Below are 25394 nucleotides of genomic sequence, written 5' to 3'. Positions count from 1 at the left end.
GCCTGTCACGGACGGTCAGGATCGGATCGAGCTTCGCTCGCGACGAAGCGGACCGTCCGCGAATGCGAGATTGTGTGGGCCGATCAGGGCGCCGACGTCCCGCCGGTGCCCGTGCCCGTCCCGGTGGCGGCTCCGCCCGCCGGGGCCATGGTCCCGTTGTTGCTGCCGCTGCTGGTGTCGGCGTTGCCCCTCGAGTCCGGCTGCGGCGGAGCGTCGGGCTCCTTGTAATCCGGCATGGCGTTGATCTCGTCGTTCGACTTGGCGAGGACCAGAACCTTCTTGCCGTTGTCGAAGGTGAATTCCTGCCAGGAGACCTTCACCTTCTTGGCGCCGAGGCCGAGGAAGCCGCCGAACGAGACGACCGCGTCGGTGATGCGACCGTCCGGCGAGACGATGACGTCGTCGAGGTCGGCGAGATCCTCACCCTGCGGGTTCTGAATCGGGCGGTCCTGCAACTGGGCGAACGGCATGGTGCTGCCGGCATCGGCGGTGCTCATGCTGTTGGTGGCGCCCGGCGTCGGGGTGCCGCTCGTGGTGCCGGCGGGAGCGCCCGGGGAGGCGGCATTGCCCTGGCCGGTGCTCGGCATGGTGTCCGCGCCGCCGTTCGTGCCCGGCGTCTGCGTCGCCGCCGGGGCGTTCGGGTCGGCGCTCTGAGCATATGCGAGCGGAGCGGCAAGGATACCGACGGTGAACATCGCCGCGGATGCCGTGTTGAGCAGTTTGCTCTTCATGTCTTCCCTCCTGAACATCGGGTCAAATCAGTTGATCCGCTGGCGCGTGCCTCACTAGACATCGGTGCGCCGTCGGTTTCGCTGTGAAAACGGCCAAACCGCCTATTTGTTCCGCAGCGATAGCCTCAAAAGGAAACGGAGCGAGGCCGGGCGAGGCGATGGATGGGAGATGCGGGCCCCCGGCTCGGAGCCCGCCGGGCCAAAAAGGCGGCGCTGCCGGCGCCGGTTCGGTCCCGCCGGTCGCCGCGAGGCTTGACGGACGCCGGCCGGGCCGCCAAGACCGTGCCGAACGGCACCGGGCCGTGGGGCCGCATCCGTGGTCGCCGCGGCCGCGCTCCTTGAGATGAGACCCGCGGTCGGTCCCGGCTGCGCTCTCGTGAAGAAAGATCCTCGGCGATGGGCTTCAAGTGCGGCATCGTCGGCCTGCCGAACGTCGGCAAGTCGACCCTTTTCAACGCGCTCACCAAGACGGCGGCCGCCCAGGCCGCCAACTATCCGTTCTGCACCATCGAGCCGAACACCGGCGACGTCGCCGTGCCGGATCCGCGGCTCGAGACCATCTCGCGGATCGGCAAGTCGGCCCAGATCGTGCCGACGCGGCTCACCTTCGTCGACATCGCCGGCCTAGTGCGCGGCGCCTCGAAGGGCGAGGGGCTCGGCAATCAGTTCCTCGCCAACATCCGCGAGGTGGACGCCATCGCCCACGTGCTGCGCTGCTTCGTCGACGACGACATCACCCACGTCGAGAACCGCATCGACCCGGTGTCGGACGCCGAGACGGTCGAGACCGAGCTGATGCTCGCCGATCTCGACAGCCTGGAACGCCGCGTCGTGCCGCTGCGCAAGAAGGCGACCGGCGGCGACAAGGACGCCAAGGTGCAGGTCCGCCTCATCGACGGCGTGCTCGCGCTGCTGCGCGAGGGCCGTCCGGCCCGCGAGCTCGAGGTCGATCCGGAGGAGCGGCGCGAGTTCGACATGCTGAACCTGCTGACCGCCAAGCCCGTCCTCTATGTGTGCAATGTCGAGGAGGCCTCGGCCGCCACCGGCAATGCGCTGAGCGAGAAGGTCGCCGCCAAGGCGAAGGCGGAAGGCGCCGGCTGCGTCGTCATCTCGGCGGCCATCGAGGCCGAGATCGCCCAGCTTTCGACCGAGGAGCAGAAGGAATTCCTCGAGACGCTCGGCCTCGAGGAGCCGGGCCTCGACCGCCTGATCCGCGCCGGCTACGACCTGCTCGGCCTCGCCACTTACTTCACCGTGGGGCCGAAGGAGGCGCGGGCCTGGACGATCCACAAGGGCACCAAGGCGCCCCAGGCCGCCGGCGTGATCCACTCGGACTTCGAGCGCGGCTTCATCCGCGCCCAGACCATCGCCTTCAACGATTATGTCGCGCTCGGCGGCGAACAGGGCGCCAAGGAAGCCGGCAAGGCGCGCGACGAAGGCAAGGAATATGTCGTGCAGGACGGCGATATCCTGCTGTTCCGCTTCAGCGGCTGATCCGCTCGACCCATCCGTCGCCGCGGCCTTGTGAGGTCGCGGGCCGGATGGCACACTTCCCCGCATGATCGGTTCGCACCCCCTCGCCCCCGCCTGAGCTTTCAGGAAGGCCACCGGCGCAAGTTCCTCGTCGTCATCGACGACACCCCGGAATGTGAGCGCGCCCTCGTCTATGCGGCGAAGCGGGCCGAGCGCACGGCCGGCGCGGTGGTGCTCCTCCACGTCATCGTGCCGGAGGACGCGCCGCAATGGCTCGGCGTCGGCGACGTGATGCGCGCCGAGGCCTTGGCCGAGGCTGAGACGATGCTCGCCCGCACGGTGGATCGTGTGAGGGCCATCGCCCGCGTCGAGCCGGAGACGGTGATCCGCGAGGGCAACCGCGCCGACGAAATTCTCCGCGTCATCGCCGACGATGCAGACATCGCGATCCTGGTGCTCGCCGCCGGCATCGACAAGGACGGGCCGGGGCCGCTCGTCACCGCGATCGGCCGGGCCTCGGGAACGTTCCCGATTCCGGTGACCATCGTGCCGGGCCAGCTCTCGGACGCCGAGATCGCCGCGCTGGCCTGATCCACCCGCGCACGCTGGGCCGACCGACGAACCGGCGCAGGGCGGGCAAGTGGGTGCGCGGCGTTAAGGTGCACAAGCGCGTGTCATTTGCGGCGCCGGGCCATAGACCCTATTTAGAAGCGGAACAGGTCGCGCGGGGCTCCCGCGGCGACCGTGAGGAAATGGTGCCGCCCATGTTCATCCAGACCGAGACGACCCCGAACCCGCAGACCTTGAAGTTCCTGCCCGGCCGCGTCGTGCTGGGCGACGGAGTGCGCGAGTTTCGCTCTTCCGCAGACGCCGCGCCGTCGCCGCTCGCGAGCCGGCTGTTCGAGGTGGAAGGCGTGACCGGCGTGCTGCTCGGCTCGGATTTCATCGCCGTGACCAAGGCGGAGCCGGAATGGCACCACCTGAAGCCGGCGATCCTCGGCGCCATCATGGAGCATTATCTCGCCGGTGAAGCGATGATCGCCGACGAGGGGGCCGATGCGGCCGAAGACGAGGGCGAGTTCTTCGAGGCGGCCGACGAGGAAACCGTCGGCATGATCAAGGAGCTGATCGAGGAGCGCGTGCGCCCGGCGGTCGCCCAGGACGGTGGCGACATCACCTTCAAGGGCTTCCGCGACGGCGTCGTGTTCCTCAACATGAAGGGCGCCTGCTCGGGCTGCCCGTCCTCCACGGCGACCCTGCGCAACGGCATCCAGAACCTGCTGCGCCACTACCTGCCCGAGGTGTCCGAGGTCCGCGCGGTCTGATCGCGCCGTTCGTTCACGTGGACTTTTCCTTGCTCCGGCGGCGCTGCGCCGATAGGACGGGAAAAACCCGCCGTCCGAACGCCGGAGTATGATGCCGAGCTCCATCGACACCCTGCTCCCTCTCGCATTGGCGCCCTTCGCGGCGGCCGCAGTCGCACCGGCCGTGGTCCGCCTCCTCGGCGCGCGGGCGGGATGGCTGCTTGCCTTGGTGCCGTTCGGGCTCTTCCTGAACCTTCTCGGCTTTCTCGACGCGGTTGCCGCGGGCGAGGTTTTGAAGGCGGGGCGCGACTGGGTGCCCTCGTTCGGGGTGCGCTACGCGATCGCCCTCGACGGCCTCTCGCTTCTGTTCGCGCTCCTCATCACCGGCATCGGGACGCTTGTCGTCGTCTATTCCGGCGGCTATCTCGCCGGGCACAAGGACCAGGGCCGCTTCTTCGCCTTCCTGTTCCTGTTCATGGGGGCGATGCTCGGTCTCGTCCTCGCCGACGATCTCCTCTCCCTGTTCGTGTTCTGGGAGATGACGTCGATCAGCTCGTTCCTCTTGATCGGGTTCGACCACGAGCGCGAGGCGGCCCGGCGGGCCGCTTTCCAGGCCCTCGTGATCACCGGGGGCGGCGGGCTCGCGCTCCTCGCCGGTCTCCTGATGATCCGTCACGCGACCGGCCTTTCGGGGCTCAACGCGGCGATATCGGCCGGCTCGCTCGGCGGGCACGCGCTCTATTGGCCGATCCTGCTGACGGTGCTCGCCGGGGCGTTCACGAAATCCGCCCAGGTGCCGTTCAACGCCTGGCTGCCGAACGCCATGGAGGCGCCCACGCCGGTCTCCGCCTATCTCCATTCGGCGACGATGGTGAAGGCCGGTGTCTATCTCCTGATGCGGCTGTCGCCGATGCTCGGCGAGACGACGGCGTGGTCGATCCTGCTCCCGGTGTTCGGCGGGGCGACCCTGCTCTACGGAGCGGCGATGGCGCTGCGGCAGCGCGACCTCAAGCAAATCCTCGCCCAGACCACCGTCGCCTCGCTCGGGCTCCTGGTTCTTCTCGTCGGCCTGCCCGGGGAAGCGCCGAAGATCGCCGCGGCGCTCTATCTGATCGCCCACGCGCTCTTCAAGGGCGGGCTCTTCATGGTCGCCGGCAATGTCGACCACGAGGCCGGCACGCGGGACGTGACGCGGCTCGGCGGGCTCGCGAAGGCGCTGCCGCTGACGGCGCTCGCGGCCGTCCTCGCCGCCGCCTCGATGGCCGGCCTGCCGCCGCTCGTCGGCTTCATCGCCAAGGAGGCGATCTACGAGGCGACCGCCCACGGCGGCGCGGCTCTCCTCCTCGCCCTCGTCGTCGCCTTTCTCGGCAACGCCATGATGGGGGCGGCGGCGGGTGTCGTGGCGATCACGCCGTTCTTCGGTGCGAAGCGTGAGACGCCGAAGCACCCGCACGAGGCGCCGCCGTCGTTGCTCCTCGGCCCACTTCTCCTCGCTCTCGCCGGCCTCGCGGTGGCGCTCGCGACCGCCTGGAGCGAGACCCGGCTCGTCGTACCGCTTGTCGCCGCGCTCGCGGGGCGGCCGGTCGAGGTCCACCTCTCGCTGGTGCCGCACGCGCTGTTTCCGGCCTTCGCCCTCTCGGTCGCGACCATCGCGCTCGCGGTGCTGCTGTTCCTCAAGGCCGGCCCGATCCGCGGGATGCTCGAAGGCTTCGGCGCGCGCTGGCGCTTCGGACCGGACGCCGCCTTCGACCGCCTCGTTCCGGCGCTGGTGCGGCTCGCCCGGCTCGGCCTCCGCGTGTTCCACCGCGGCCGACTCGAGACCTACATCAACGTCGCGGCCGGAGCGATCGTGGCCGCGCTTCTCGTCGTACCGCTCGTCGTCGGCGAATGGGGCGGGCTGCCGGTTCACGGCCGCGAGGACGGGGTCGACATTTCCGGCGCGATGATGTTGTGCATCGCGGTGATCGGGCTCGTCGCGGTCGTCGCGGCGCAGAGCCGGCTCGTCTCGATCGTCTCGCTCGGCATCCAGGGTTTCGCGGTTGCCGTCGTGTTCCTCCTGTTCGGCGCGCCGGACCTCTCGTTCACCCAGTTCATGATCGAGACGCTGTCGGTCGTCATCCTGGCGCTCGTCATGACGCGGCTCAATCTGGCGCCGAGCGAGCATCGGCCGCTGCACGAGCGCCTTCGCGACGGGGCGCTCGCCATCGCGCTCGGGATCGGCTTCGCCCGGCTGCTGTCGCGCGTGTTGGCGCAGCCCTTCAACTCCGAGCTCAGTGATTTCTTCGCCACCTACAGCCGCACCATCGCCCACGGGCGCAACATCGTGAATGTCATCATCGTCGACTTCCGCGGCCTCGACACGCTGGGCGAGATCGCGGTCGTCATGGTGACGGGCCTCGCGATCCTCGCGCTGATCCATCTGCGCTCGGGCCACCGCAGCGGAGGAGGGGCGCCGTGAACACGCTGATCTTCCGCACCTTCGCCCCCTATCTGACGAGCCTGATGCTGCTCTTCTCGGTGTTCGTGCTGCTGCGCGGCCACAACGAGCCGGGCGGCGGCTTCATCGGCGGGCTCATCGCGGTGTCCGCCTTCGCGATTCTCGGCATCGCCAAGGGGGTCGAATCGGTGCGCCGGTCGCTGCGCGTCCATCCGATCTCGATCGCCGCCTTCGGGCTCGTGCTCGCCGCCGCCGCCGGCCTGCCTTCGCTCGCGTCCGGGACCCCGTTTCTGACCGCGCACTGGCTTACGATCGACCTCGTCGGCACCAAGGTCGATCTCTCCACCCCCCTCGTCTTCGACATCGGGGTCTATCTCGTCGTGCTCGGCTCGATCAGCGCGATCTTCCTCGCCCTCGAGGACGACGGAGGCGCATGATGGAGACCGGCTTCACCTTCGCCGTCGCCGTCTTCTTCGCGGCGAGCTTCTATCTCCTGATGTCGCGCCGCATCGTGCGGATGCTGCTCGGCGTCGCGATCCTCGGCAACGCGACCAACCTCTTGATCTTCACCGCGGGACGGCTCACCCGCGGATCGCCGCCGGTGATCCCGCCGGAGGCGTCCATGCCCGCGGGCGCGATCGCCAATCCGTTGCCCCAGGCCCTGATTCTCACCGCGATCGTGATCTCGTTCTCCTTCTTCGCCTTCCTCCTCGTGCTCGCCTACCGGGCGAACCAGGAGACCGGCCACGACGACGTCGACGCCATGCGCCTCGCCGAGCCCAAACATTCCCCGCTGCCGCCGGAGGGCTACTGATGGCGCTCGGGGCCGGAGAGGCGGTCGATCTCGCCAAGGCGATGAACCTCGCCGCGACGCCGCTGCGCGATTGGCTCGTCATCGTGCCGGTCGTCCTGCCGATCGTGGCCGGGGCTGTCTGCGTGATGCTGCGCAATGCCTGGCGCTTGCAGCCCATCATCGCGATCGCGGTGCTCATCCTGGTCGCGGCGGCGGACGCGACGCTGCTCGCCCGGACGCTCGCCGAAGGCCCCGTCGTCATGGTGATGGGGCGCTGGCTGCCGCCGTTCGGCATCGCCTTCACGGTCGACGCCCTCGGCGCGCTCTTCGCGCTCGTCGCCGCGCTGGTGACGCTCGCCGGCGCCTTGAACGGCATCGTCGACATCGGCGAGAAGCGGAGGCGCTTCGGGTTCTATCCGTTCCTGCTCTTGATGAGCGCGGGCGTCTCGGGCTCGTTCCTGACCGGCGACCTCTTCAACCTCTATGTCTGGTTCGAGGTGCTGCTGATCGCCTCGTTCGGCCTCCTCGTGCTCGGCGGCGAGCCGCGTCAGGTCGACGGCACGGTCAAATACGGCTTCCTCAACCTGATCGCGACGACGCTGTTCCTGATCGCGATCGGCTATCTCTACGGCCTCGTCGGCACCCTCAACATGGCGGACATCGCGCTCAAGGTGCGCGCGCTGCCGGAAGGCGCTCCGATCGCGACGATCGCCGCGCTCTTTGTGGTAGCGTTCGGCATGAAAGCCGCGGCCTTCCCGGTGAACGCCTGGCTGCCGGCCTCCTATCACACGCCGAAGATCACGGTCGCCGCGGTGTTCGCCGGGCTTCTCACCAAGGTCGGCGCCTATGCGCTGCTGCGCGTGCTGGTGATGCTGATGCCGGCCGAGCGCGTCGTCCTCGCCGATCTGATCGCCGTCGTCGCCGCCTTGACCATGCTCACCGGCGCGCTGTTCGCGCTCGCGCAGGCGGAGATCCGCCGCGCCCTCGGCTTCCTCGTCATCTCCGGCATCGGCTACATCTTCGCCGGCCTCGCGATCGGCGGCACGGCCGGCTTGTCCGGGGCGACATTCTACGCGGTGCATTCGATGCTCGCGATGAGCGCGGCCTATCTCGCGGTCGGCGCGGTCGAGCGCTATGCCGGGACCTCGATGCTCGGCGAGGTCGGCGGGCTGTGGCGGGCGATGCCACTCTTTGCGGCCCTCTTCCTCGTGGTGTCCTTCGCGATCGCCGGCTTGCCGCCTTTCTCCGGCTTCTGGCCGAAGGCGATGCTGGTCTCGGCCGCCCTCGACGGGGAATGGCCGTGGCTCGCGGCCGCGATGCTCGGTGCGGGCTTCCTGTCGACCCTCGCCCTCGGGCGCATCTGGCTCATCGCCTTCTGGAAGCCGGCGCCGGCGGGCTTCACCCCGCACGGGGCTGCCGGCGCATCGGTGCCGGCGGCGACCCTCGCCGGTCTCGGCGGGCTCACCCTGCTCGTGGTGGTGATCGGGCTCGCGCCGGAACCGCTCGCGGCGCTCGCCCGCCGTGCGGCGGCGGGGCTCATCGATCCGGCGGCCTATCTCAATGCCGTATTCCCGGGAGGCCGCTGATGGCACTCTTCGTCGGCAATCTCTTCCTCGCCTTCGCCTGGGCCGCGCTGACGGGCACGTTCACGCCGCCGAACGTCGTGTTCGGCTTTATCCTGGGCGCGCTCGCGCTGTCGCTGGTCGCCGGCCGGGTCGGCCCGGCGCGCTATTTCCGTCGGGCCCGACGGATCGCGCTCCTCCTCTTCGTCTTTCTCGCCGAACTCGCGAAATCGGTGGTGCGGGTCGCGAGCCTCGTGCTCCGGCCGAAGATCGCGTTCAGCCCCGCCTTGATCGCCTTGCCGCTGACAGCCGAGACCGACCTCGAGATCGCGCTGCTCGCGAACGCGATCACCCTCACCCCCGGCACCCTTTCGGTCGACGTGTCGGCGGACCGGCACTTTCTCTTTGTCCATTGCATCGACGCGCCGGACCCCGACGCGGTCATCGCCGGCATCCGTGACGGCTTCGAGCGGCGCATCCTGGAGGCTCTGCGATGAATGCGGCGGCCTTCGCGCAGATCTGTAGCCACATCGCACTGTTCATGCTGGCGGCGGCGTTCCTGCTCATCACCATCCGCATCGTGCGCGGCCCGGCACTGCCCGACCGTGTGCTCGCCCTCGACATGCTGGTGACGGTCGCGGTCGGCTTCATCGCCACGATCTCCATCGCAGCGGGGGAATTCCTCTATCTCGACGTGGCGATCGCGCTCGCGCTCGTCGGATTTCTGTCGACCGTCGCGCTCGCCCGCTTCGTGCTGACCCACGGCGGATCGAGGGCCCGGGCCGATTTCGGCGACGAACCGGACGATGCCGACGCAGCCGAGTCCGCGACGACGTCCGGGGATCAGGCGGGGCGCCAGGCGAAGGGAGAGGCCGCACCATGAACGCCGTGTTGCAGATCGCGAGCGGTCTTCTCCTCGTCGCCGGGGCGACGTTTTCGCTCCTCGCGGCCATCGGTGTGCTGCGCTTTCCCGATTTCTACACGCGCATGCATGCGGCGAGCAAAGCCGGAACAGCGGGCGCCGGCTTGGCGCTCATCGCCATCGCCTGTCATTCGGGGGACGCCGGGGTGGCGACCCGGGCCGTCGCGGGCATCGTCTTTCTGTTCATGACGGCGCCGATCTCGGCGCATCTGCTCGCCCGCGCGGCGTTCCTGGCCGGCTATCGGCCGCTTCCGGGGACGCGGATCGATCCCCGCGCCGCCGAGGGCCTCGCCGAGTCCGCCAAGGCCCACGGTCGTGAGGGCTGACGCGAGCCGCCTCTCCACCGCGCGAAGGCGGCTCAATTTTTCGTGCGATCTCGTGGTGGAAAGATCGGAGTACCGACATTAACTCAAGGTTCCGGGTAAAGAACAACTCATCTGCCATCGGCGCGTATTGTGGTGACGGCGGAAGAGGATTATGCCTGCGTTCGCAATAGAGCGTCAGACGCTTTGGTCGGTTTCAGTCTGCTCGATCCTCGTGCGTTGAGCGCGGTGCGAAGTCCTGCTTCGCGGTGCGGCGGACGAGGGGCGGGAGGCGCAAGAAGGATGGAGAAGATGAGCGACAATACGGACAATGCGGTCCTGATCGACCTCGCCGCGGACATCGTCTCGGCGTATGTCAGCAACAACACGGTTTCCGCGCAGGATCTGCCGGCCCTTATCGGCCAGGTCTATGCGGCCCTGAGCCAGACCAACGGCGAAACCGTCGCGCCGTCGGCGGAGCCGCTGAAGCCGGCCGTCCCGGTGAAGAAGTCCGTCACGCCGGACTACATCATCTGCCTCGAGGACGGGAAGAAGTTCAAGTCGCTGAAGCGCCACCTGCGCACCCACTACGACCTCTCCCCCGAGGATTATCGCGAGCGCTGGGGCCTGCCGGCCGATTATCCGATGGTCGCCCCGAATTATGCCGCGGCCCGCTCGGACCTCGCCAAGAAGATGGGCCTCGGTCAGCAGCGCAAGCGCGACGAAGCCTGAGATCGATCGACGCGACGTCTTCGGGGCCGGTGGAGCGATCCACCGGCCCCGTTCTATTTAGCGTCGCGCGCTTACGGGGTCGGCCGGCGGGCGGAGCGGGTCTGGCCGCGTTCGGCCGCGAGCGCGTGCACCAGGGCGATATGCCGCTCGAGATCGTAGGCCGCTTGGCCCGCCCGCCCCTTGCGCCGCTCGGCCCGCAAAGCCCGCTCAAGGCGGCGCACGATGTCCGGGCCGGGGTCGGCGAGATCGCCGGGCCAGTGCGGCAGCAGACGCGGGAGCGTTGTCGTACGATCGTAGGAATTTGATCTCTCATCGAGCAGGAGCTGCGGCCGCCACCCGCCCCGCCGTCGCGCCGTCTCGCGCTGGCCCATCGCCGCCATCTCCCCCTCCGTATCGCGCCGCCGTTTGCGGGGGCATTGTCGCGCGCCAGCGCAGCGGGGGGATAAGATCCTGCGGGAAGCCGCCGGTGGGCGGCTGTTCCGTATTTGCTGGCTTGCCTTTGTCGGTGGAGCGCACGGCCGTGCCGGCCAGCCGCGAGCGGCGTTTCTGTCCGAAACTTGTCCCCCTCCCTCTTGTCGTGAACTAGAAATAGGTAATTAATCCTATTGCGACGATCGGGAGCGGTTCGCGATGAACGGTGAGGATGATATGAGGCGGGTCGCCGACGGCGATGGGCTCGGCCGGCTCGGGCCGGACGTGCTGCGTCGGCTCCTGGAGGCGACCGTGGCGGTGACGTTCGGGCTCGCCCCGGGGGAACTCGTGGCGCCGACGCGGCGGACCGCGCCGATCGCCTTCGCGCGGCAGGTCGCGATCTATTCGGCCCACACGGTGGCCGGGCTGTCGCTCAACCGCGCCGGCCGGCTGTTCGGTCGCGATCGTACGACCGCGGCCCATGCCTGCCGGGTGGTCGAGGACCGCCGCGACGACCCGGAGGTCGAGCGGCGCGTGGCGGCGGTCGAGGCGGCGTTGCGCGGCTGGGCCCACACGAGCCGCGGCCCTTGCGGGGAGGCGGCGCGGTGAGCGCGGCGGCCAAGCGGGCGGACGCGAGCGCGGCCGCCGACGCCTGCGCCGTGCTTAAGCTCTTGCAACGGGCGACCGGCTCGGTGATGGCGCGGGGCGCGCGGGTTCGGATCGCGCGGGGCGAGCGCGGCGCGGTGACGATCGCAGCAGGCGCGCTCGCGGCGATGGTGCGGGACGATCTCGTTGTGCGGGTCGGGGAGGACGCGGTGCAGGCCACCGAGGCCGGGCTCGCCTGGCTCAGGCGGGCGCTCGCCGGCGGCGAGGGAGCGTTCCGCGCCCAGCACGGTGCGATCGCGCGCGAGGTCCGGCCGGACCCGGCCGGCGGCATGAGCGCGGTTTCGGTCGATCTCGCCGAAAGCCCGCTCGGCTGGTTGTCGCGCCGGCCGGGACCGGACGGGCGGCCCTGGATCGATGCGGCGCAACTCGCTGCGGCCGAGCGCCTGCGGCTCGATTTCACCAAGGGCGGCTTGACGCCGCGCATCACCCAGACGTGGGAGGCGACCGGGAGCCGGATGCGCCGCACCGGCGTCCGGGGCGGTCTCGGCGATCTCGGGGACATGGCGATGGAGGCGCGGGCGCGGATGAATGCTGCGCTCGAAGCCGTCGGCCCCGAGCTCTCCGGCGTGCTCGTCGACGTCTGCTGCTTCCTCAAGGGGCTCGAGGCGGTCGAGCGGGAGCGGCGCTGGCCGCCGCGCTCGTCCAAGGTGATCCTGGCGCTTGCCCTCGACAGGCTCGCGGCGCATTACGGCATCACCCGCGTCGCGGCGGGACCTGAAACGGCCCGACCGCGCCACTGGGGCACGGCGGATTACAGGCCCAAAATCACGTGAAAAGATCGCGGAGAGCGATCCCCCGTCAAGCGGCGGCGAGGGCGGTTTCGGCGTCGTGGCGGATGCGGCGGACCATGGCGCTGAGACCGTTCGAACGCTGCGGCGTCAGATGCTCCCGCAGACCGAGCCGGGAAAACAAGGCTTCGGCGTCGGTGGTGAGGATCTCGGACGCCGGGCGGCCGGAAAACAAGGTCAGCGTGATGGCGACGAGGCCGCGCACGATCAGCGCGTCGCTGTCGCCCTCGAACACGACGACCGGGCCGTTCGGACCGGGCTCGGTGCGGCTGATGAGCCACACCTTGGAGACGCAGCCCCGCACCTCGTGCTCGGCATCGCGGGCGGCCTCGGGATAAGGCGGCAGCGCGCGGCCGAGCTCGATCACATAACGGTAGCGCTCCTCCCAATCGTCGAGGAGCTCGAAGGTCTCGGTGATCTCGTCCAGCGTCATGGTGCCTCTCGATCCGAGCCTCCGATATAGGGCCTCGGGCCGCCGCGGCCAACCGATGCCGCGTCAGCCTCGGGCCGCCGGCGCCGACATCGCGACGCGCGGGGTGGCGCGAAGTTCAGGCGTTGGTGAGTTCGATCAACCGGTTGGCGAGGCCGAGGCGGCCCGCGAGCGTCGTGGCGAAGAGGCGATGCGCAAGAATGGCGAGCTCCGGATCGTCGACCTCGAGGGACTGCAATTTCGAGCCCGTCAGGCGATAGAGCTCCGCATCTTGCTCGATCACGACGTCGGCCGTTCGTTCGCCGCCGAGATAGAAGGCGACCTCGCCGAGCACGGCGCCGGCGGTCATGCTGCGAAGGCGCAATCTCCGGCCGCTCCGAAGGGTGACCGACACGTCCACCCGCCCGGACGCCAGCACGAAGATGTCGCTCGCGTGGTCCCCGGCATGGATCAGGGTCTCGCCGCGCGCCATTTCCAATCGGTCCATCGCCGTCACCAAATGCGGAAGACGCGGATGGGAGCCCAGGACTCGTGCGAGCTGAAAGACGATGTCGGCGCGTTCTTCGGCCGCGTCATATTCCGCCAGCAGCCGGCTTTCGGCCGTTTCGAGCGCGTGGTCGAGGTCGTCGGCGATAGAAACCACGCCCGCGCCGTCGGTGACGGTTTGACGGTACCGCGCCAGCACGCGGTGCGCGTCCGTCGAGGCGGGCGACAGAACCACGTCCGCCGCCGAAGCAATCGACATGTTGAAGATCTTGGAGAACGCCGAGATGGCGGCGAAGTCCATCCCGCTCACTTTCGAAAAATCGAGAACGAGAATGCGTGGCGCCGGTCCGCAGGTAAAACGGTGCTGAATGGCCTTGATCACCTGCTCCACGGTGCCGAAGAACAGGTAGCCCTGGAGCTCCACGATGTGAATGAGATCGCCTTGCTCGTGCAGGGCATGGGTGGCGGTCGGGGAGCGGTCGATGGAACTGCGCCGGTCGCGACCACTCGCGGCCAGGCGAACGACCGGAAGCCGCGCATAATTGTAGACGAACGTGACGACGGAGAAGAGAAGGCCCAGCGCCATGCCCGTCATGAAGTCGAAAAGCATCATGGACACGAGGATGGCCACGACGACGGCCCATTCGAGCCTCGGCAGCGTCTTCCGCGACAGGATCGCCCAATCGTAGAGGAGTTCGACGCCGAGCATCATCATCAGCCCGACGGCGACGAAGAGGGGAATGTCCTGGGCCAATTCGGCTGAAAAGGGGACGGCGACGGCGATGAAAGCCGCGGTCACCCACCCGGCGGAACGCCCCTTCACGCCGAGCTTCTTGGCGAGGAGCGTCATGCCGAGGCCGGTGAAGCCGGACGCACCACCGGCAACGCCGACCAGAATGTTGGCTTGTCCGGCGACCCTCAGCTCGGTGTTGGCGTCGATGTCTCGACCGGCCGCGACCTCCAACCCGCTGATGTTCAAGAGCAGCCCCGCAATCGAAATGAACGGGACGGCAATCAGCGTCGGGAGCACGCCGAGGACCGCGTGCCAATCACTGCCGAAAACGATCTGAGCCGGGGAGGGCAGAGAGTTCCCGCTTGCGACGGCGGCGAGATGCGGAAGCCAATGCCATGCCCGGGCGGTCTCCGTCGAAATGCCCGCGATCCGGAGGCCGAGATAGAACAGAACGATCGACAGAAGCATCGTCGCGGGGACGGCGAACGGGCTCGTCGAAAAGCGTAGGCAGCAGGTCAGGGCGACCGCGAGGACGAGCGACGGCACCAAGATCCCCATCACCGCCGGATCGGAAACGGATTCCACGGCGGCGATCGCAGAGCGCTCGCCGAAGATCATCTGAAGCGCGCCGTCGATCAGCAGCCATCCCGAGCCGGCGAGAAAGCCCGCGACGACGGAGAAGGGGAGGAAGCGAACGAGATCGCCGAAGCGGAAGCGACCGCAGAGATAGAACAGCACGCCCGATCCCACCGAGCTGACGGCGAGGATCATGAAGACGGTGGCGATTTTCTGCTGCGGATCGGCGGACGGCATCGAGGCCACGGCCGTCGCGCTCGCCGTGGCGAGAATGGCGATGCTGGTTTCCTGCACCTGCGCCACGGTGGCCGGATAATCGCTCCGCCAGGCGCAATAGGCGGCGAGCAGGCTGCAACTCAGCAGGAAGACATTGAGACCCATGCCGAAGCCGCCGGCCACGGGACCCGAAAAGATCAACGCCGCGAAGGCGAAGCTGGTGCCGAGACCATCCAGGCCGGCAATCAAGCCCAACATCGCGGGCGGAAGGAGTTTATCGAGCGGCTTCGACATCTGAAGCCTTCAGGCCGCGCGGAGACGGATCGTAGATCGATGAATAGAGGCAGCGCTCATGCCGGCCTCAACTTGCCGCGGCAAAGCCGCAGAGAACACGTGTCCCATTGAACAGCCGCCGGCATTGGGGAGAGCGATCTCGGGGAGGTCGAGATGCTGTGCGAACAGAATGTCCAAGGTCATATGGTTTGGCAAGCGAGACTTAGACTTCCGAGTCGCGAATTTCGACACCCCTTTCACATTCGGGGCGTTCGGCGGCACGGTCGTCGTGGGCGCGCGGGGGGCATCGCCGGGGGGATCGGAAGACTTGATTCGAAGGGAGAAACGCCTCCGGCGCCCGGCTCGCTTGTCGGCGGAGGCCTGGGGAAGCGCGGCAAGGGCCCTCGTTCGGGGGCCCGATCGAGCCGATGCCTCCGCTCGGAAGCGATAGCCGATTTAGCGCCGGGCTCGGATCAGCCTTGCGGCTCGGTGCGGTCGGCCTTCTTCGGCTTGCCGTGCCAGGGTTCGGCGCGGTCGGCGGCGGTGAGCGTGCCGCGCAGGCCGGGATCGAGGGCGGTGGCGTCGCCCGAGGCCTGACCGGATCGCGACCCGTCGGCGCCGTGGCCGGCGATCATGTCGATGCCCTGGCCGATGGCGTCGCCGAATTTGTTGAGGGCGCCGATCGCGCCTTCGCAGACGCCGGCCGAACTGTCGCAGAAGGACGCGACCTTGCCGGCCCCGGCGACGACGTCGGCGGCGGACAGGCCGGCGATCCCCTCCGCGGCCGCCTGTGCCGGAGCGCTCGCGGAGACGCTCTCGGTCGAGACGGTCGGGATCTGGGGCACGTGGGACTTCGAGCCTGGAAACAGAATCGGCGCCACGATGAAGACGAGGCCGAGCCAGAACAGACACCTGAGCACAAAGAACATCGCAGCCTCTTTCGCGCCGGGCAGCCGTCTCCGCTGCCGGCGTCCGGTTGTGTGTCCACAGCCGCCGTCCCGCCCGTCGCACGGGCGCCCGCGAGGCGACCTTCGCACCCGGGCCTTGAAGGAGCGGTTTTTCCGATCGTGACAATTCGAGCTATCCCCGTTTTCGACAGGGCCTGTGGAACACGGCGAGCGGCGCGGCCATGGGCGACGGGGGGCCGGCTCCGGTCCGCTTCAGCCTTCCTTAAGCCGCCGCTGGCACCGTCCTTCCGAGGATCGAGAGGCCGGAATCGGTGTCCGGAGCGGGCGGCTCTCCGCCCGTTCGGCCGGGATTTCGGCGCAGACCGACGAGGATCGATGACGGCGTCTCCCTTCCGACAGCGGCGCGAAGCGTGGCGGGCCCGTGCGGGCGGCTGCCTTGCTTGCGTGCGCCATCGGCCGCGCGCGGGGGAGGCGCGATGAGCAAGCGCAGCAGCAGCCGGAAGCAGGCGCCGCGCCGTCGCCTCGTGGTGCGCCTCGCCGGGGCGGCCGGGGCCGGGCTGATCGCCCATCCGGTGCCGGTGCTGGCGATCGTTGGCGGGGCGGTGGCGTTCGGCGCGGTCTATGCGAACGTCGCGCTGATGCAGCCGGGCAAGCACCCGGCGCCTCTCTTCACCACCCGGCCGAACCTCGCCGCCGGAGCGGATGTCGCCTCCGCCCAAGGGACGACGTCCGCCTCGACGGGGGCGGCCATCGCGCCGGCGAATGCCGGACGCTCGGCGCTGGTGCGCGACATCCAGGCGGCGCTCGCCGATCGCGGCTACGAGGTGGGCTCGGCGACCGGCGCGCTCGACGCCTCGACGATCACTGCGATCCGCGCCTTCGAGTCGGCCCAAGGGCTGCCGCAAACCGGCGAACCGAGCGAGGCGCTGCTCGCCCGCGTCCTCATCGCCGCGCCGCAGACGGCGGACAACGGCAAGACTGCGGACGGCGGCCGTGGCGACGTCAAGCGCGTCCAGCGGGCGCTTGCCGATCTCGGTTACGGTCCGCTCAAGATCGACGGCCGGCTCGGCGGCCAGACCGCGAGCGCGATCCGCCGCTTCCGCACCGACCACGGCCTGCCGGCAGGCGATTCGATCGATCCCAAGCTCGTGCAGACCCTGATCGCGATCGGCGGCATGCCGAAGGCGTGACGCGACCGGCGACCGGCCGCGCTCGCGCCGGCCCTTGACCCGGCGGGCGAACCGGTGTCCAGACGGGGCAGCGGCCTCGAGGCCGCCTTCTCTTTTCCGAAGATCGAAGCTTGCGAGGGACGCGTTCGTGCCGAGGGTCTTGTCGTCGCTGTGGGTCGGCGCCTATCTGCGGCGTTGCCAGGTGGAAGGCGCGTTCGCCGCAGTGGTGCGGCGCGGCGCCGGCGAGGCGGGCGCGATCTTCGTCAAGATCAACCGGCTCGACGGCACGGTCGATCTCTACGGACCGGCACCGCAGGCGATGGTCGAACCCGGCGAGGGGATCGACCGCCAGTTCGAGTGCCTCGGCGCCCGCATGGAGGAGGCGGCGGCGAACGCCCGCCTCGCCCGCGAGGCCTCGTTCGATCCGGACCTGTGGATCGTCGAGATCGAGGACCGGGCGGGGCGCGCCTTCCTCGACCTCGCGCCCGGCGCCTGAGCGGCCGGCACTATAGAAGGACGACCGAGATGGCCGGCGAGGCGGATCGAGAGGGGGCGGAGGCGCCGTTCTGGCGCACGACGACGCTCGAGGCGATGAGCGAGGCCGAGTGGGAATCGCTGTGCGACGGCTGCGGCCGCTGCTGCCTCAACAAGCTCGAGGACTGGGACACCGGCGCGATCGCCTGGACCAACGTCGCCTGCAAGCTGCTCGACCACGGCACCTGCCGCTGCACCAATTATCCGAACCGGGCCGAGATCGTGCCCGATTGCATTTCGCTGACGCCTGAGGAGGTGCGCACCCTGAGCTGGCTGCCGCCGACCTGCGGCTACCGGCTGGTGGCGGACGGCAAGGACCTGCCCTGGTGGCATCCGCTCGTCTCCGGCGATCCCGAGACTGTGCATGCGGCCGGCATCTCGGTGCGCGACCGGGTCGTCGACGAGACCGGAATCGTGCTCGAAGACTACGAGAACCATCTGGTGGAATGGCCGGCGCGGGTGCCGCGGGCGGGGATTTCGCCGCGGCGGCCGGCGGCGAAGGCCTTGAAATCCGTGATTGGCCGGCGCCGGGCCTGAGCGGATAGAGAGAAAATTTTCCGATACTAGGATTTTAGTCCTTTACAGCGTGCCGCTGATCCGCTAGGGTCTCGGCATGATCGAACACGTGCGGGCGGCGGCAGGGCGGGGCGCGGAGGCGCCCGGCCGGCCGGATCGGGGACACGGCCTCGGGCGGTGTCGCCACGGCGGGAAGCACGGCGGATCGGTAGCCTGCGGTGGGTCCGGTAGAGCGAATAGGGTTCCGCCCGGTGAGCGGGGCTTGCAGGCTCTGTTCGAGACGGGGGGCGCCTCGATCGCCGAACTCGCGGGATTGTCGGGCTGGCCGGCGGCGCGGCTGGTGCGCCATGCCGCAGCCGCCGGATGGCGCCTCGCGGGGGCGCCGCCGGTCGAAACCAAATCGAACGACGCGGGCGCTTCCGGGCGGCCGCCGCGGCGGCGGAAGCGCGGCGGCGGCGCCTCCGGGGCCGGCAAGGCGGGGGGAGTTGTGGCGGGGCGTGCGGCCGAGCCGGCCGACCGCGCCGCCTTGGTCAAGCGCCTCACCGACGCCTTCGAGCGGCAGGTCGCCGAGATCGAGGCGCGGGTCGGCGAGCCGGGCGCGACGGGCGAGCGCGACGCCAGAACCCTCGCGGTGCTCGCCAAGACGCTGGAAACGCTGATCGACCTCGATCGGTCGGCGCGGGCCGAGACGCCGGATGCGGACGAGGAGGGCGCTCTCGATGGTCTGCGCGAAGACCTTGCGCGCCGCCTTGATCGCCTGCGCGGAGCGCGGTGAATTCGGCACCCTGGTCGCCGGCCTCGACCGCGCCCGGCTCGATGCGCTTCTCCATGATTGGCCTCTCTGGGCCCGCGACGACCAGATGCCGCCCGACGGCGACTGGACGACGTGGCTCGTGCTCGGCGGGCGCGGTGCCGGCAAGACGCGGGCGGGGGCGGAATGGGTGCGGGCGGCGGTGATGGGCCGCCTCGGCGGGCCGCCGGCCGGGCGCATCGCCCTCGTCGGCGAGACGCTGGGCGACGTCCGCGACGTGATGATCGAAGGGGTCTCCGGGCTGCTCGCGATCCACCCGCGCGGCGAGCGGCCGACCTGGCAGCCGTCGCGCCGCCGGCTGACCTGGCCGAACGGGGCGGTGGCGCAAGGCTTCAGCGCCGAAGACCCGGAGGGCCTGCGCGGGCCTCAGTTCGACGCGGCCTGGGCCGACGAGATCGCCAAATGGCGGCATGCCGAAGCGACGTGGGACATGCTGCAATTCGGCCTTCGCCTCGGCGAGCGGCCGCGGCAGGTCGCGACCACGACGCCGCGCCCGGTGCCGCTCGTCAAGCGGCTCCTCGCCGACCCGCGCACCGCGGCGACGCGGGCCTCGACGGCGATGAACGCGGCCTTTCTCGCGCCGGGTTTCCTGGAGGCGGTGGTCGGCCGCTATGCCGGAACTCGGCTCGGCCGGCAGGAACTCGACGGCGAGCTGATCGAGGATCGCAGCGACGCCTTGTGGCGGCGCGGCGCGATCGAGGCGGCGCGCGTCGCCGACGTACCGGCGCTCGGGCGGATCGTGGTGGCGATCGACCCGCCGGCGTCGAGCGGCGCCAAGGCCGATGCGTGCGGCCTCGTCGCCGCCGGGCTCGGCGAGGACGGCATCGGCTACGTGCTGGCGGATGCGAGCGAGGCCGGGCTGCGGCCCGCGGAATGGGCGAAGCGCGCAGTGGCGCTCGCCCGCCGCTTCGAGGCGGACAGCCTCGTCGCCGAGGTCAACCAGGGCGGCGAGATGGTGACGGCGGTGATCCGCGAGGTCGATCCGACCGCCGCGGTCGCGACCGTGCGGGCGACGCGGGGCAAGTGGGTCCGGGCCGAGCCGGTCGCCGCGCTCTACGAGCAGGGCCGGGTGCGCCATGTCGGGACCTTTCCCGCCCTCGAGGACGAGATGTGCGATTTCGGCCCAGCCGGCCTCTCCTCCGGCCGCTCGCCGGACCGGCTCGACGCGCTCGTGTGGGCGATCACCGCCCTGATGCTCGGGCGCGGCGGCGAGCCCAAGGTGCGCCGCATCTGAGACGATAGGATCAAGCAAGGGGGGCGGGGATGCTGGACTGGTGGCGCGGCCGGGCGGCGGCGCGCGAACGGCCGTCCGTCGAGCGCAAGGCGTCGCGGACGGGCGGACTGATCGCCTTTTCCGTTCCGGGCCGGCCGGTCTGGACGCCGCGGGATTATGCGGCGCTCGCCCGTGAGGGCTATGCCCGCAACCCGGTCGTCTACCGGGCGGTGCGGATGGTGGCCGAGGCGTCGGCGTCGGTGCCGTGGTTGCTCTACGCGGGCGACGAGGAGCGGCCGGGCCATCCGCTGCTCGCGCTTCTGGAGCGGCCGAGCCCGCGTCAGGCGGGACGCGACTTCCTCGAGGCCGTCTACGGGCACCTGCTCGTCGCCGGCAACGCCTATATCGAGGCGGTGGCGCTCGACGGGCAGGTGCGCGAGCTCCATGGGCTGCGGCCTGACCGGATGAAGGTGGTGCCCGGCCGCGACGGCTGGCCGGAGGCCTACGATTACAGCGTCGGCGGGCGCACCGTGCGCTTCTCCGTCGACGAAGCGGGGCTGAGCCCCATCCTGCAACTCGCGCTGTTTCATCCGCTCAACGACCATTACGGCTTCGCCCCGATCGAGGCGGCGCTGACGAGCCTCGACGTGCACAACGCGGCCGGGGCGTGGGCGAAGGCGCTGCTCGACAATTCGGCGCGGCCCTCGGGTGCCCTGGTCTATACCGGCGGCGAGGGCGGCAATCTCAGCGACGACCAGTTCGAGCGGCTGAAGAAGGAGCTCGAAGAGGGTTTCTCCGGGGCCCGCAACGCAGGCCGGCCGTTGCTTCTCGAAGGCGGCCTCGATTGGCGCACCATGGCGCTGTCGCCGCGGGACATGGATTTCGTCGAGGCGAAGAACCTGGCGGCCCGCGAGATCGCGCTCGCCTTCGGCGTGCCGCCGATGCTGCTCGGCATTCCCGGCGACAACACCTATTCGAACTATCAGGAGGCGAACCGGGCGTTCTGGCGACAGACGGTGCTGCCGCTCGTCGGGCGCACCGCGGCGGCGCTCGGGGCCTGGCTCGGGCCCGCCTTCGGGCCGGATCTGCGCCTTGGCTTCGACGCCGACGCCATCGAGGCCTTGTCGGCCGAGCGCGAGGCGCTGTGGGCGCGCGTTGCCGCGGCCGACTTCCTGACCGAGGACGAGAAGCGGGCCGCGGTCGGCTACGGGCCAAGGCGCGGGTCGGACGGGCGAGACGCGCCTTAGCGCAGGCCGCGGCACGGTGCGTTCGGCGAGGTCGGTTCGAAGACGACACCCATACGAAGCGAGAGAGGCGTTCGGGGGCGAACGAACGAGAAGCACCCGGAGACGCCCATGGACCCCGTCACGCAAAGCATCGTCGAACGCGGCGACCTCGCGCACCTGGCGCTCTTCCTGTGGGCGTCGAGTTCGAGCGGGCTGCTCGTCTGGGCGCTGCGGGAGCTCGCCGCCTCGAACCGGCGCTTCAACGATTTCGTCAACGAGCTCGCGCGGCTCAACGCGCTCTTCAAGGAGCGCGAATAGGCGCGCGTGCGGGCTTCAGAGCTTGGGGAGGCTCGCGATGACACCGTTCTTCCGCTTTGCACCGCGTGCCGCCGACCACCGGCCGGTGTTCGCCGCCTTCTCCGCCGGCTTGGCGCGGGTGCTGATGCCGCGCCGGAGCGATGCCCGGGTGCGCCCGCTCGGAGACGCGCGATGATTATTTATCCGCGGCCTCGCCCGACAGACCTCGAGGTGAAACGGATGCCGGCGCGGCTGTCGCGGCTCAATGCGGACGGCACCTTCGAGGGCTATGCCAGCCTGTTCCACCGCACCGACCTCGGTGGCGATCGGGTGAAGCCGGGCGCCTTCCGCCGCTCGCTCGAACGACGCGGGCCGGACGGCGTGAAGCTGCTCTGGCAGCACGATCCGGCCGAGCCGATAGGCCGCTGGCTCGCGATCGGCGAGGACGGCCTCGGGCTTCGGGTACGGGGGCTTCTCCTCACCGATCTCGCCCGCGCCCGGGAGGCCGCTGCGCTGCTCGATGCCGGGGCGGTCGACGGGCTCTCGATCGGCTTCCGCACGGTGCGGGCGAGCCGGGACACCAAGAGCGGGCGGCGCGACCTGATCGAGATCGACCTCTGGGAGATCTCGATCGTCACCTTCCCGCTGCTGCCCGATGCCCGCATCGCGCCCGTCTCGGTGCGCCATGCCCTGCGTCCGGAGGCGGTTTCGGGCGCGCTCGCCGACGCCTTCCGGCGCGGCGCCGCGCGGCTTTCGACCTTCACATGATGCAAAACGGAGCGACGAGGATGCACGACGCACAGAGCGGCGGGATGCCGGGCGGGACCCAGGGGGCACCCGGGCAGCAGTGGGCGCCGGAGCGCAAGGGAGCCTCCCTTTTCGAAGGGCCCGGCGATCCGGTCTCTGCCTTCGCCGGCTTCATGGAAGCCTTCGAGAGCTTCAAGGCGGTGAACGACGCCCGGCTCGCCGAGATCGAGCGCCGGTCGGCCGATCCGCTGACGATCGAGAAGCTCGACCGCATCGACACTGCGCTCGACGAGCACAAAAAGCGGCTCGACGGCCTCGCCCTCAAGGCGGCCCGGCCGGGGCTCGCGGCGGAGGACGACCGCCGATCCGGCGAGGCGCGGCGCGAGCACAAGGCGGCGTTCGCGGCCTATGTGCGGGCCGGGCGCGACGACGCCCTCAAGGGGATCGAGGCGAAGGCGCTCTCGGCCGGCTCGCCCGCCGACGGCGGCTATCTGGTGCCCGAGGAGACCGAGCGCGAGATCGTGCGCCGTCTCTCGGCCCTGTCGCCGATCCGCCGCATCGCGGGCAGCCGCCAGGTCTCGGGCTCGGTCTACCGCAAGCCGTTCTCGGTCGCGGGACCTGCGGTCGGCTGGGTGGCGGAGACCGCGGCGAGACCGCAGACCGCCGGGCCGACGCTTGCCGAGCTCTCGTTCCAGACGATGGAGCTCTACGCCATGCCGGCGGCGACCGGCGTTCTCCTCGACGATGCCGCGGTCGACATCGACCAATGGATCGCCGAGGAGGTCGAGGTCGCCTTCGCCGAGCAGGAGGGAACGGCCTTCGTCTCCGGCGACGGCGTGAACAAGCCGAAGGGCTTCCTCGCCTATCCGCAGGTTGCGGACGCGAGCTGGTCGTGGGGCAGCCTCGGACGGCTGGTGACGGGGGTGAACGCCGGCTTCCCGGCGACGGGCGCGTCCGACGTGCTGATCGATCTCGTCTATGCGCTCAAGGCGGGCTACCGCCAGAACGCCACCTTCGTGATGAGCCGGAAGACGCAAGCCGCGATCCGCAAGCTGAAGGACGCCGACGGCAATTATCTCTGGCAGCCGCCGGCCTCGATCGGGGCCGATGCGACGCTGATGAACTTCCCCCTCGTCGAGGCGGAGGACATGCCGTCGATCGCCTCCGCCGGCGCGGCGATCGCCTTCGGCGACTTCCGCCGCGGCTATCTGGTCGTCGATCGGCTCGGCGTCCGCGTGCTGCGCGATCCCTACAGCGCCAAGCCCTACGTCCTGTTCTACACGACGAAGCGCGTCGGCGGCGGCGTGCAGGACTTCGAGGCGATCAAGCTGCTCGCCTTCGCGGCGAGCTGAGCGGCGTTCCTGCTCGCAAAGCGGGGCTTGCCATGGGGTTTGCCATGACGACCTTCCAGGTCCGGCCGCCCGCCTTCGAGCCGGTCGGGCTCGCGGCGGCGAAGGCGCACCTGCGCGTGGACGGCGACGACGAGGACGCGGTCATCACCGGCCTCGTCGCGGCGGCCCGCGCGCATGTCGAGGCGGTGACGCGCCGCGCCCTCGCGGTGCAGGGCTGGCGCTGCGTCCTCGGCGCGATCCCGCGGGACGGGCGGGTGCGGCTGCGGCCGGGGCCGGTCGGCGCCGTCACCGCCGTCGCCGCGTTCGATGCCGACGGCGTCGAGGTCGCGGTGCCGGAGGGCGACTGGCGCCTCGCTCCGGCTGAGCCGGACATGATCGTGCTCGGCCGGCTACCCGCGGCGCCGAACGGGATCGAGATCGATTTCGACACCGGCTACGCGACGGCCGAGGCGGCGCCGGCGCCGCTGAAGCAGGCGATCCTGATGCTCGTCGCCTATTGGTTCGAGAACCGAGAGGCGGCGGCGCTCGGTGCCGTCGCGGGACCGGCGGCACTCGCCTTCGAGGCGCTCGTCGCACCGTTCCGGGAACTGCGGCTATGAGCGCGGGCACCCTCGCGCTGCGCGTCCGCATCGAGCGGGCGGAGACGAGCGCCGACGGCGGCGGCGGGGCGGTCGTCACCTGGCGCGACATCGGCGGAGCCTGGGCCGCGCTCGAGCCGCTCGGCCTCTCCGAGGGCGAGAGCGGCGGACGGCGCGACGGCCTCGCGACCCACCGCTTCCGGGTCCGACGGCCCGTCGATGTGCGCGGCGGCGACCGGCTGGTGGCGGGCGCGCGGCTGCTGCGGGTGCTCGCGGTCGAGGCCCCGGCGCCCGGCGCCGGCTATCGCACCGGGCTCGCCGAGGAGGAGGGGCGATGACGGACGCCGCGATCGACGCCGGGTTTGCGCTGCAAGCCGCGGTTCATGCGGCGTTGGCGGCAGACGCCGACCTCGGTGCGCTGGTGCCGCTGGGGCGCCTCTACGACGCGCCGGTGCGCGGGGCGGAGCACCCCTTCGTCGCGTTCGGGTCTTGGCGGACGACGGTTCTCGATGCCGACGAGGCGCCGGTGCGGGCGCACGTCTTCACCCTCGCGGTGCGTTCGCGTGCCGGAGGGCGCAAGGAGGCGCAGGCGATCGCCGGCCGCATCGAGGCGGTGCTGCACACGGCGAGCCTGCCGCTCGACGGCCATCGGCTCGTCAACCTCACCCTCGTCGAGCGGACGAGCGCCGAGGGGCGCGATCGGCGCTCCTTCGAAGCGGACCTGACCTTCCGGGCGCTGACCGAGCCGGCCGCCTAACCTCTTCACGGTACGACTATCCGCAAGGGACACGACGATGGGCGCACAGAAAGGCCGCGACCTGCTCCTCAAGGTCGACGCGGCCGGCGACGGCACCTTCACGACCGTCGCCGGCCTGCGGGCACGCAAGCTCGCCTTCAACGCCGAGCCGGTCGATGCGACGGATGCGGATTCGGCCGGACGCTGGCGGGAACTCCTCGCCGGTGCGGGCGTGCGGCGCGCCTCGATCTCCGGCAGCGGCCTCTTCCGCGACGCTGCCTCCGACGCGACCCTGCGCGGGCTCTTCTTCGGCGACGTTCTGCGCACCTGGCAGGTCGCGATCCCCGATTTCGGCATCGTTTCCGGGCCGTTCGAGATTACCGCGCTCGAATATGGCGGGGAGCACGACGGCGAGGTGACGTTCGACCTCGCCCTCGAATCCGCCGGGGCGCTCTCCTTCAGCGAGGTGTGA

General features: G+C 70.3%; 32 protein-coding genes. 27 read left to right on the top strand and 5 right to left on the bottom strand.

Annotated features, from left to right (window positions below; all coding sequences use genetic code 11):
• Nucleotides 1-83 precede the first annotated feature (83 nt).
• Nucleotides 84-731: a PRC-barrel domain-containing protein gene (locus F0357_RS06650; protein WP_153479629.1), complete on the bottom strand. Its 648-nt coding sequence runs from the start codon at nucleotides 729-731 to the stop codon at nucleotides 84-86.
• A gap of 396 nt (nucleotides 732-1127) precedes the next feature.
• On the opposite strand from F0357_RS06650, the gene ychF reads away from it, so the two are divergent.
• The 11 genes from ychF to F0357_RS06595 all read left to right on the top strand — a co-directional run bounded on the left by ychF (nucleotide 1128) and on the right by F0357_RS06595 (nucleotide 10256).
• Nucleotides 1128-2225: a redox-regulated ATPase YchF gene (gene ychF, locus F0357_RS06645; protein WP_153479628.1), complete on the top strand. Its 1098-nt coding sequence runs from the start codon at nucleotides 1128-1130 to the stop codon at nucleotides 2223-2225.
• A gap of 30 nt (nucleotides 2226-2255) precedes the next feature.
• Nucleotides 2256-2795, top strand: coding sequence for a universal stress protein (locus F0357_RS06640; protein ID WP_312861485.1), 540 nt, complete (start codon nucleotides 2256-2258; stop codon nucleotides 2793-2795).
• 173 nt (nucleotides 2796-2968) lie between these two features.
• Nucleotides 2969-3529, top strand: coding sequence for a NifU family protein (locus F0357_RS06635; protein WP_153479627.1), 561 nt, complete (start codon nucleotides 2969-2971; stop codon nucleotides 3527-3529).
• A 91-nt stretch (nucleotides 3530-3620) separates the two neighbouring features.
• Nucleotides 3621-5966: a putative monovalent cation/H+ antiporter subunit A gene (locus F0357_RS06630; RefSeq protein WP_153486336.1), complete on the top strand. Its 2346-nt coding sequence runs from the start codon at nucleotides 3621-3623 to the stop codon at nucleotides 5964-5966.
• Entirely contained in the window at nucleotides 5963-6382 is a 420-nt protein-coding gene (locus F0357_RS06625) for a Na+/H+ antiporter subunit B (protein ID WP_312861484.1), read from the top strand. Before F0357_RS06630 ends, F0357_RS06625 begins: the two co-directional genes overlap by 4 nt.
• On the top strand, nucleotides 6382-6759 hold the full coding sequence (locus F0357_RS06620; protein WP_153486314.1) for a Na+/H+ antiporter subunit C: 378 nt from the start codon (nucleotides 6382-6384) through the stop codon (nucleotides 6757-6759). Before F0357_RS06625 ends, F0357_RS06620 begins: the two co-directional genes overlap by 1 nt.
• On the top strand, nucleotides 6759-8324 hold the full coding sequence (locus F0357_RS06615; RefSeq protein ID WP_153479626.1) for a Na+/H+ antiporter subunit D: 1566 nt from the start codon (nucleotides 6759-6761) through the stop codon (nucleotides 8322-8324). Before F0357_RS06620 ends, F0357_RS06615 begins: the two co-directional genes overlap by 1 nt.
• Nucleotides 8324-8797, top strand: coding sequence for a Na+/H+ antiporter subunit E (locus F0357_RS06610; RefSeq protein ID WP_153479625.1), 474 nt, complete (start codon nucleotides 8324-8326; stop codon nucleotides 8795-8797). The genes F0357_RS06615 and F0357_RS06610 overlap by 1 nt, the downstream gene beginning before the upstream one ends.
• Nucleotides 8794-9183 carry a cation:proton antiporter gene (locus F0357_RS06605; protein ID WP_153479624.1) on the top strand — a complete coding sequence of 130 codons (390 nt, stop codon included), beginning with the start codon at nucleotides 8794-8796 and terminating at the stop codon, nucleotides 9181-9183. The genes F0357_RS06610 and F0357_RS06605 overlap by 4 nt, the downstream gene beginning before the upstream one ends.
• Nucleotides 9180-9548: a monovalent cation/H(+) antiporter subunit G gene (mnhG, locus tag F0357_RS06600; protein WP_153479623.1), complete on the top strand. Its 369-nt coding sequence runs from the start codon at nucleotides 9180-9182 to the stop codon at nucleotides 9546-9548. Before F0357_RS06605 ends, mnhG begins: the two co-directional genes overlap by 4 nt.
• Before the next feature lie 288 nt (nucleotides 9549-9836).
• The gene (locus F0357_RS06595; protein WP_153479622.1) at nucleotides 9837-10256 is read left to right on the top strand and encodes a Ros/MucR family transcriptional regulator; all 420 of its coding nucleotides are present in this window, start codon (nucleotides 9837-9839) and stop codon (nucleotides 10254-10256) included.
• A gap of 71 nt (nucleotides 10257-10327) precedes the next feature.
• Here the strand turns inward: F0357_RS06595 and F0357_RS06590 are convergent, their stop codons facing one another.
• Nucleotides 10328-10636, bottom strand: coding sequence for a DUF6477 family protein (locus tag F0357_RS06590; RefSeq protein ID WP_246161382.1), 309 nt, complete (start codon nucleotides 10634-10636; stop codon nucleotides 10328-10330).
• Between the two features lie 250 nt (nucleotides 10637-10886).
• Between F0357_RS06590 and F0357_RS06585 the strand changes: the two genes are divergently transcribed.
• Nucleotides 10887-11276, top strand: coding sequence for a helix-turn-helix domain-containing protein (locus F0357_RS06585; protein ID WP_153479621.1), 390 nt, complete (start codon nucleotides 10887-10889; stop codon nucleotides 11274-11276).
• The gene (locus F0357_RS25145; protein WP_312861483.1) at nucleotides 11273-12106 is read left to right on the top strand and encodes a DUF6456 domain-containing protein; all 834 of its coding nucleotides are present in this window, start codon (nucleotides 11273-11275) and stop codon (nucleotides 12104-12106) included. Before F0357_RS06585 ends, F0357_RS25145 begins: the two co-directional genes overlap by 4 nt.
• A 25-nt stretch (nucleotides 12107-12131) precedes the next feature.
• Here the strand turns inward: F0357_RS25145 and F0357_RS06575 are convergent, their stop codons facing one another.
• The 3 genes from F0357_RS06575 to F0357_RS06565 all read right to left on the bottom strand — a co-directional run bounded on the left by F0357_RS06575 (nucleotide 12132) and on the right by F0357_RS06565 (nucleotide 15764).
• Nucleotides 12132-12554, bottom strand: a complete 423-nt coding sequence (locus F0357_RS06575; RefSeq protein WP_153479620.1) for a SufE family protein — start codon at nucleotides 12552-12554, stop codon at nucleotides 12132-12134.
• Nucleotides 12555-12669: 115 nt separating this feature from the next.
• Entirely contained in the window at nucleotides 12670-14820 is a 2151-nt protein-coding gene (locus tag F0357_RS06570) for an SLC26A/SulP transporter family protein (protein ID WP_153486303.1), read from the bottom strand.
• Between the two features lie 488 nt (nucleotides 14821-15308).
• Complete coding sequence (locus F0357_RS06565; RefSeq protein WP_153479619.1) at nucleotides 15309-15764, bottom strand: hypothetical protein; 456 nt, start codon at nucleotides 15762-15764, stop codon at nucleotides 15309-15311.
• Between the two features lie 455 nt (nucleotides 15765-16219).
• Here F0357_RS06565 and F0357_RS06560 point away from each other — a divergent pair, with 455 nt between their 5' ends.
• The 14 genes from F0357_RS06560 to F0357_RS06495 all read left to right on the top strand — a co-directional run bounded on the left by F0357_RS06560 (nucleotide 16220) and on the right by F0357_RS06495 (nucleotide 25394).
• The gene (locus F0357_RS06560; protein ID WP_153479618.1) at nucleotides 16220-16933 is read left to right on the top strand and encodes a peptidoglycan-binding domain-containing protein; all 714 of its coding nucleotides are present in this window, start codon (nucleotides 16220-16222) and stop codon (nucleotides 16931-16933) included.
• A gap of 127 nt (nucleotides 16934-17060) precedes the next feature.
• On the top strand, nucleotides 17061-17408 hold the full coding sequence (locus tag F0357_RS06555; protein WP_312861482.1) for a DUF1491 family protein: 348 nt from the start codon (nucleotides 17061-17063) through the stop codon (nucleotides 17406-17408).
• A gap of 29 nt (nucleotides 17409-17437) precedes the next feature.
• On the top strand, nucleotides 17438-17983 hold the full coding sequence (locus F0357_RS06550) for a YcgN family cysteine cluster protein (RefSeq protein WP_153479616.1): 546 nt from the start codon (nucleotides 17438-17440) through the stop codon (nucleotides 17981-17983).
• Between the two features lie 241 nt (nucleotides 17984-18224).
• Nucleotides 18225-18737, top strand: coding sequence for a hypothetical protein (locus tag F0357_RS06545; RefSeq protein WP_153479615.1), 513 nt, complete (start codon nucleotides 18225-18227; stop codon nucleotides 18735-18737).
• Nucleotides 18682-20007 (top strand): DNA-packaging protein, encoded by a 1326-nt coding sequence (locus tag F0357_RS06540; protein ID WP_153479614.1) that lies wholly within the window; start codon nucleotides 18682-18684, stop codon nucleotides 20005-20007. The genes F0357_RS06545 and F0357_RS06540 overlap by 56 nt, the downstream gene beginning before the upstream one ends.
• A 29-nt stretch (nucleotides 20008-20036) precedes the next feature.
• Nucleotides 20037-21233, top strand: a complete 1197-nt coding sequence (locus F0357_RS06535) for a phage portal protein (protein ID WP_153479613.1) — start codon at nucleotides 20037-20039, stop codon at nucleotides 21231-21233.
• A 108-nt stretch (nucleotides 21234-21341) separates the two neighbouring features.
• On the top strand, nucleotides 21342-21530 hold the full coding sequence (locus tag F0357_RS06530) for a hypothetical protein (RefSeq protein ID WP_153479612.1): 189 nt from the start codon (nucleotides 21342-21344) through the stop codon (nucleotides 21528-21530).
• 37 nt (nucleotides 21531-21567) lie between these two features.
• On the top strand, nucleotides 21568-21705 hold the full coding sequence (locus F0357_RS06525) for a hypothetical protein (protein ID WP_153479611.1): 138 nt from the start codon (nucleotides 21568-21570) through the stop codon (nucleotides 21703-21705).
• The gene (locus tag F0357_RS06520) at nucleotides 21702-22277 is read left to right on the top strand and encodes an HK97 family phage prohead protease (RefSeq protein WP_153479610.1); all 576 of its coding nucleotides are present in this window, start codon (nucleotides 21702-21704) and stop codon (nucleotides 22275-22277) included. The genes F0357_RS06525 and F0357_RS06520 overlap by 4 nt, the downstream gene beginning before the upstream one ends.
• Nucleotides 22278-22297: 20 nt before the next feature.
• Nucleotides 22298-23608, top strand: a complete 1311-nt coding sequence (locus F0357_RS06515) for a phage major capsid protein (RefSeq protein WP_246161378.1) — start codon at nucleotides 22298-22300, stop codon at nucleotides 23606-23608.
• 44 nt (nucleotides 23609-23652) lie between these two features.
• Nucleotides 23653-24207 carry a head-tail connector protein gene (locus tag F0357_RS06510; RefSeq protein ID WP_208948244.1) on the top strand — a complete coding sequence of 185 codons (555 nt, stop codon included), beginning with the start codon at nucleotides 23653-23655 and terminating at the stop codon, nucleotides 24205-24207.
• On the top strand, nucleotides 24204-24524 hold the full coding sequence (locus F0357_RS06505) for a head-tail adaptor protein (RefSeq protein ID WP_153479608.1): 321 nt from the start codon (nucleotides 24204-24206) through the stop codon (nucleotides 24522-24524). The genes F0357_RS06510 and F0357_RS06505 overlap by 4 nt, the downstream gene beginning before the upstream one ends.
• Nucleotides 24521-24943: a DUF3168 domain-containing protein gene (locus F0357_RS06500; protein WP_153479607.1), complete on the top strand. Its 423-nt coding sequence runs from the start codon at nucleotides 24521-24523 to the stop codon at nucleotides 24941-24943. Before F0357_RS06505 ends, F0357_RS06500 begins: the two co-directional genes overlap by 4 nt.
• Nucleotides 24944-24980: 37 nt before the next feature.
• Nucleotides 24981-25394 (top strand): phage major tail protein, TP901-1 family, encoded by a 414-nt coding sequence (locus F0357_RS06495; RefSeq protein WP_153479606.1) that lies wholly within the window; start codon nucleotides 24981-24983, stop codon nucleotides 25392-25394.

The sequence above is a fragment of the Segnochrobactrum spirostomi genome (assembly GCF_009600605.1).
Lineage (GTDB): Bacteria > Pseudomonadota > Alphaproteobacteria > Rhizobiales > Segnochrobactraceae > Segnochrobactrum > Segnochrobactrum spirostomi.
The sequence above is the reverse complement of the archived record's forward strand: the minus strand, read 5'-3'. Positions and strand labels throughout refer to the sequence as shown.

What these genes read in the sequence shown, in the direction of transcription:
- F0357_RS06650 (WP_153479629.1), bottom strand. Translation starts at nt 731, where the DNA reads ATGAAGAGCAAACTGCTCAACACGGCATCCGCGGCGATGTTCACCGTC.
- ychF (WP_153479628.1), top strand. Translation starts at nt 1,128, where the DNA reads ATGGGCTTCAAGTGCGGCATCGTCGGCCTGCCGAACGTCGGCAAGTCG.
- F0357_RS06635 (WP_153479627.1), top strand. Translation starts at nt 2,969, where the DNA reads ATGTTCATCCAGACCGAGACGACCCCGAACCCGCAGACCTTGAAGTTC.
- F0357_RS06630 (WP_153486336.1), top strand. Translation starts at nt 3,621, where the DNA reads ATGCCGAGCTCCATCGACACCCTGCTCCCTCTCGCATTGGCGCCCTTC.
- F0357_RS06620 (WP_153486314.1), top strand. Translation starts at nt 6,382, where the DNA reads ATGGAGACCGGCTTCACCTTCGCCGTCGCCGTCTTCTTCGCGGCGAGC.
- F0357_RS06615 (WP_153479626.1), top strand. Translation starts at nt 6,759, where the DNA reads ATGGCGCTCGGGGCCGGAGAGGCGGTCGATCTCGCCAAGGCGATGAAC.
- F0357_RS06610 (WP_153479625.1), top strand. Translation starts at nt 8,324, where the DNA reads ATGGCACTCTTCGTCGGCAATCTCTTCCTCGCCTTCGCCTGGGCCGCG.
- F0357_RS06605 (WP_153479624.1), top strand. Translation starts at nt 8,794, where the DNA reads ATGAATGCGGCGGCCTTCGCGCAGATCTGTAGCCACATCGCACTGTTC.
- mnhG (WP_153479623.1), top strand. Translation starts at nt 9,180, where the DNA reads ATGAACGCCGTGTTGCAGATCGCGAGCGGTCTTCTCCTCGTCGCCGGG.
- F0357_RS06595 (WP_153479622.1), top strand. Translation starts at nt 9,837, where the DNA reads ATGAGCGACAATACGGACAATGCGGTCCTGATCGACCTCGCCGCGGAC.
- F0357_RS06590 (WP_246161382.1), bottom strand. Translation starts at nt 10,636, where the DNA reads ATGGCGGCGATGGGCCAGCGCGAGACGGCGCGACGGCGGGGCGGGTGG.
- F0357_RS06585 (WP_153479621.1), top strand. Translation starts at nt 10,887, where the DNA reads ATGAACGGTGAGGATGATATGAGGCGGGTCGCCGACGGCGATGGGCTC.
- F0357_RS06575 (WP_153479620.1), bottom strand. Translation starts at nt 12,554, where the DNA reads ATGACGCTGGACGAGATCACCGAGACCTTCGAGCTCCTCGACGATTGG.
- F0357_RS06570 (WP_153486303.1), bottom strand. Translation starts at nt 14,820, where the DNA reads ATGTTGGGCTTGATTGCCGGCCTGGATGGTCTCGGCACCAGCTTCGCC.
- F0357_RS06565 (WP_153479619.1), bottom strand. Translation starts at nt 15,764, where the DNA reads ATGTTCTTTGTGCTCAGGTGTCTGTTCTGGCTCGGCCTCGTCTTCATC.
- F0357_RS06560 (WP_153479618.1), top strand. Translation starts at nt 16,220, where the DNA reads ATGAGCAAGCGCAGCAGCAGCCGGAAGCAGGCGCCGCGCCGTCGCCTC.
- F0357_RS06550 (WP_153479616.1), top strand. Translation starts at nt 17,438, where the DNA reads ATGGCCGGCGAGGCGGATCGAGAGGGGGCGGAGGCGCCGTTCTGGCGC.
- F0357_RS06540 (WP_153479614.1), top strand. Translation starts at nt 18,682, where the DNA reads ATGGTCTGCGCGAAGACCTTGCGCGCCGCCTTGATCGCCTGCGCGGAG.
- F0357_RS06535 (WP_153479613.1), top strand. Translation starts at nt 20,037, where the DNA reads ATGCTGGACTGGTGGCGCGGCCGGGCGGCGGCGCGCGAACGGCCGTCC.
- F0357_RS06530 (WP_153479612.1), top strand. Translation starts at nt 21,342, where the DNA reads ATGGACCCCGTCACGCAAAGCATCGTCGAACGCGGCGACCTCGCGCAC.
- F0357_RS06525 (WP_153479611.1), top strand. Translation starts at nt 21,568, where the DNA reads ATGACACCGTTCTTCCGCTTTGCACCGCGTGCCGCCGACCACCGGCCG.
- F0357_RS06520 (WP_153479610.1), top strand. Translation starts at nt 21,702, where the DNA reads ATGATTATTTATCCGCGGCCTCGCCCGACAGACCTCGAGGTGAAACGG.
- F0357_RS06515 (WP_246161378.1), top strand. Translation starts at nt 22,298, where the DNA reads ATGCACGACGCACAGAGCGGCGGGATGCCGGGCGGGACCCAGGGGGCA.
- F0357_RS06510 (WP_208948244.1), top strand. Translation starts at nt 23,653, where the DNA reads ATGACGACCTTCCAGGTCCGGCCGCCCGCCTTCGAGCCGGTCGGGCTC.
- F0357_RS06505 (WP_153479608.1), top strand. Translation starts at nt 24,204, where the DNA reads ATGAGCGCGGGCACCCTCGCGCTGCGCGTCCGCATCGAGCGGGCGGAG.
- F0357_RS06500 (WP_153479607.1), top strand. Translation starts at nt 24,521, where the DNA reads ATGACGGACGCCGCGATCGACGCCGGGTTTGCGCTGCAAGCCGCGGTT.
- F0357_RS06495 (WP_153479606.1), top strand. Translation starts at nt 24,981, where the DNA reads ATGGGCGCACAGAAAGGCCGCGACCTGCTCCTCAAGGTCGACGCGGCC.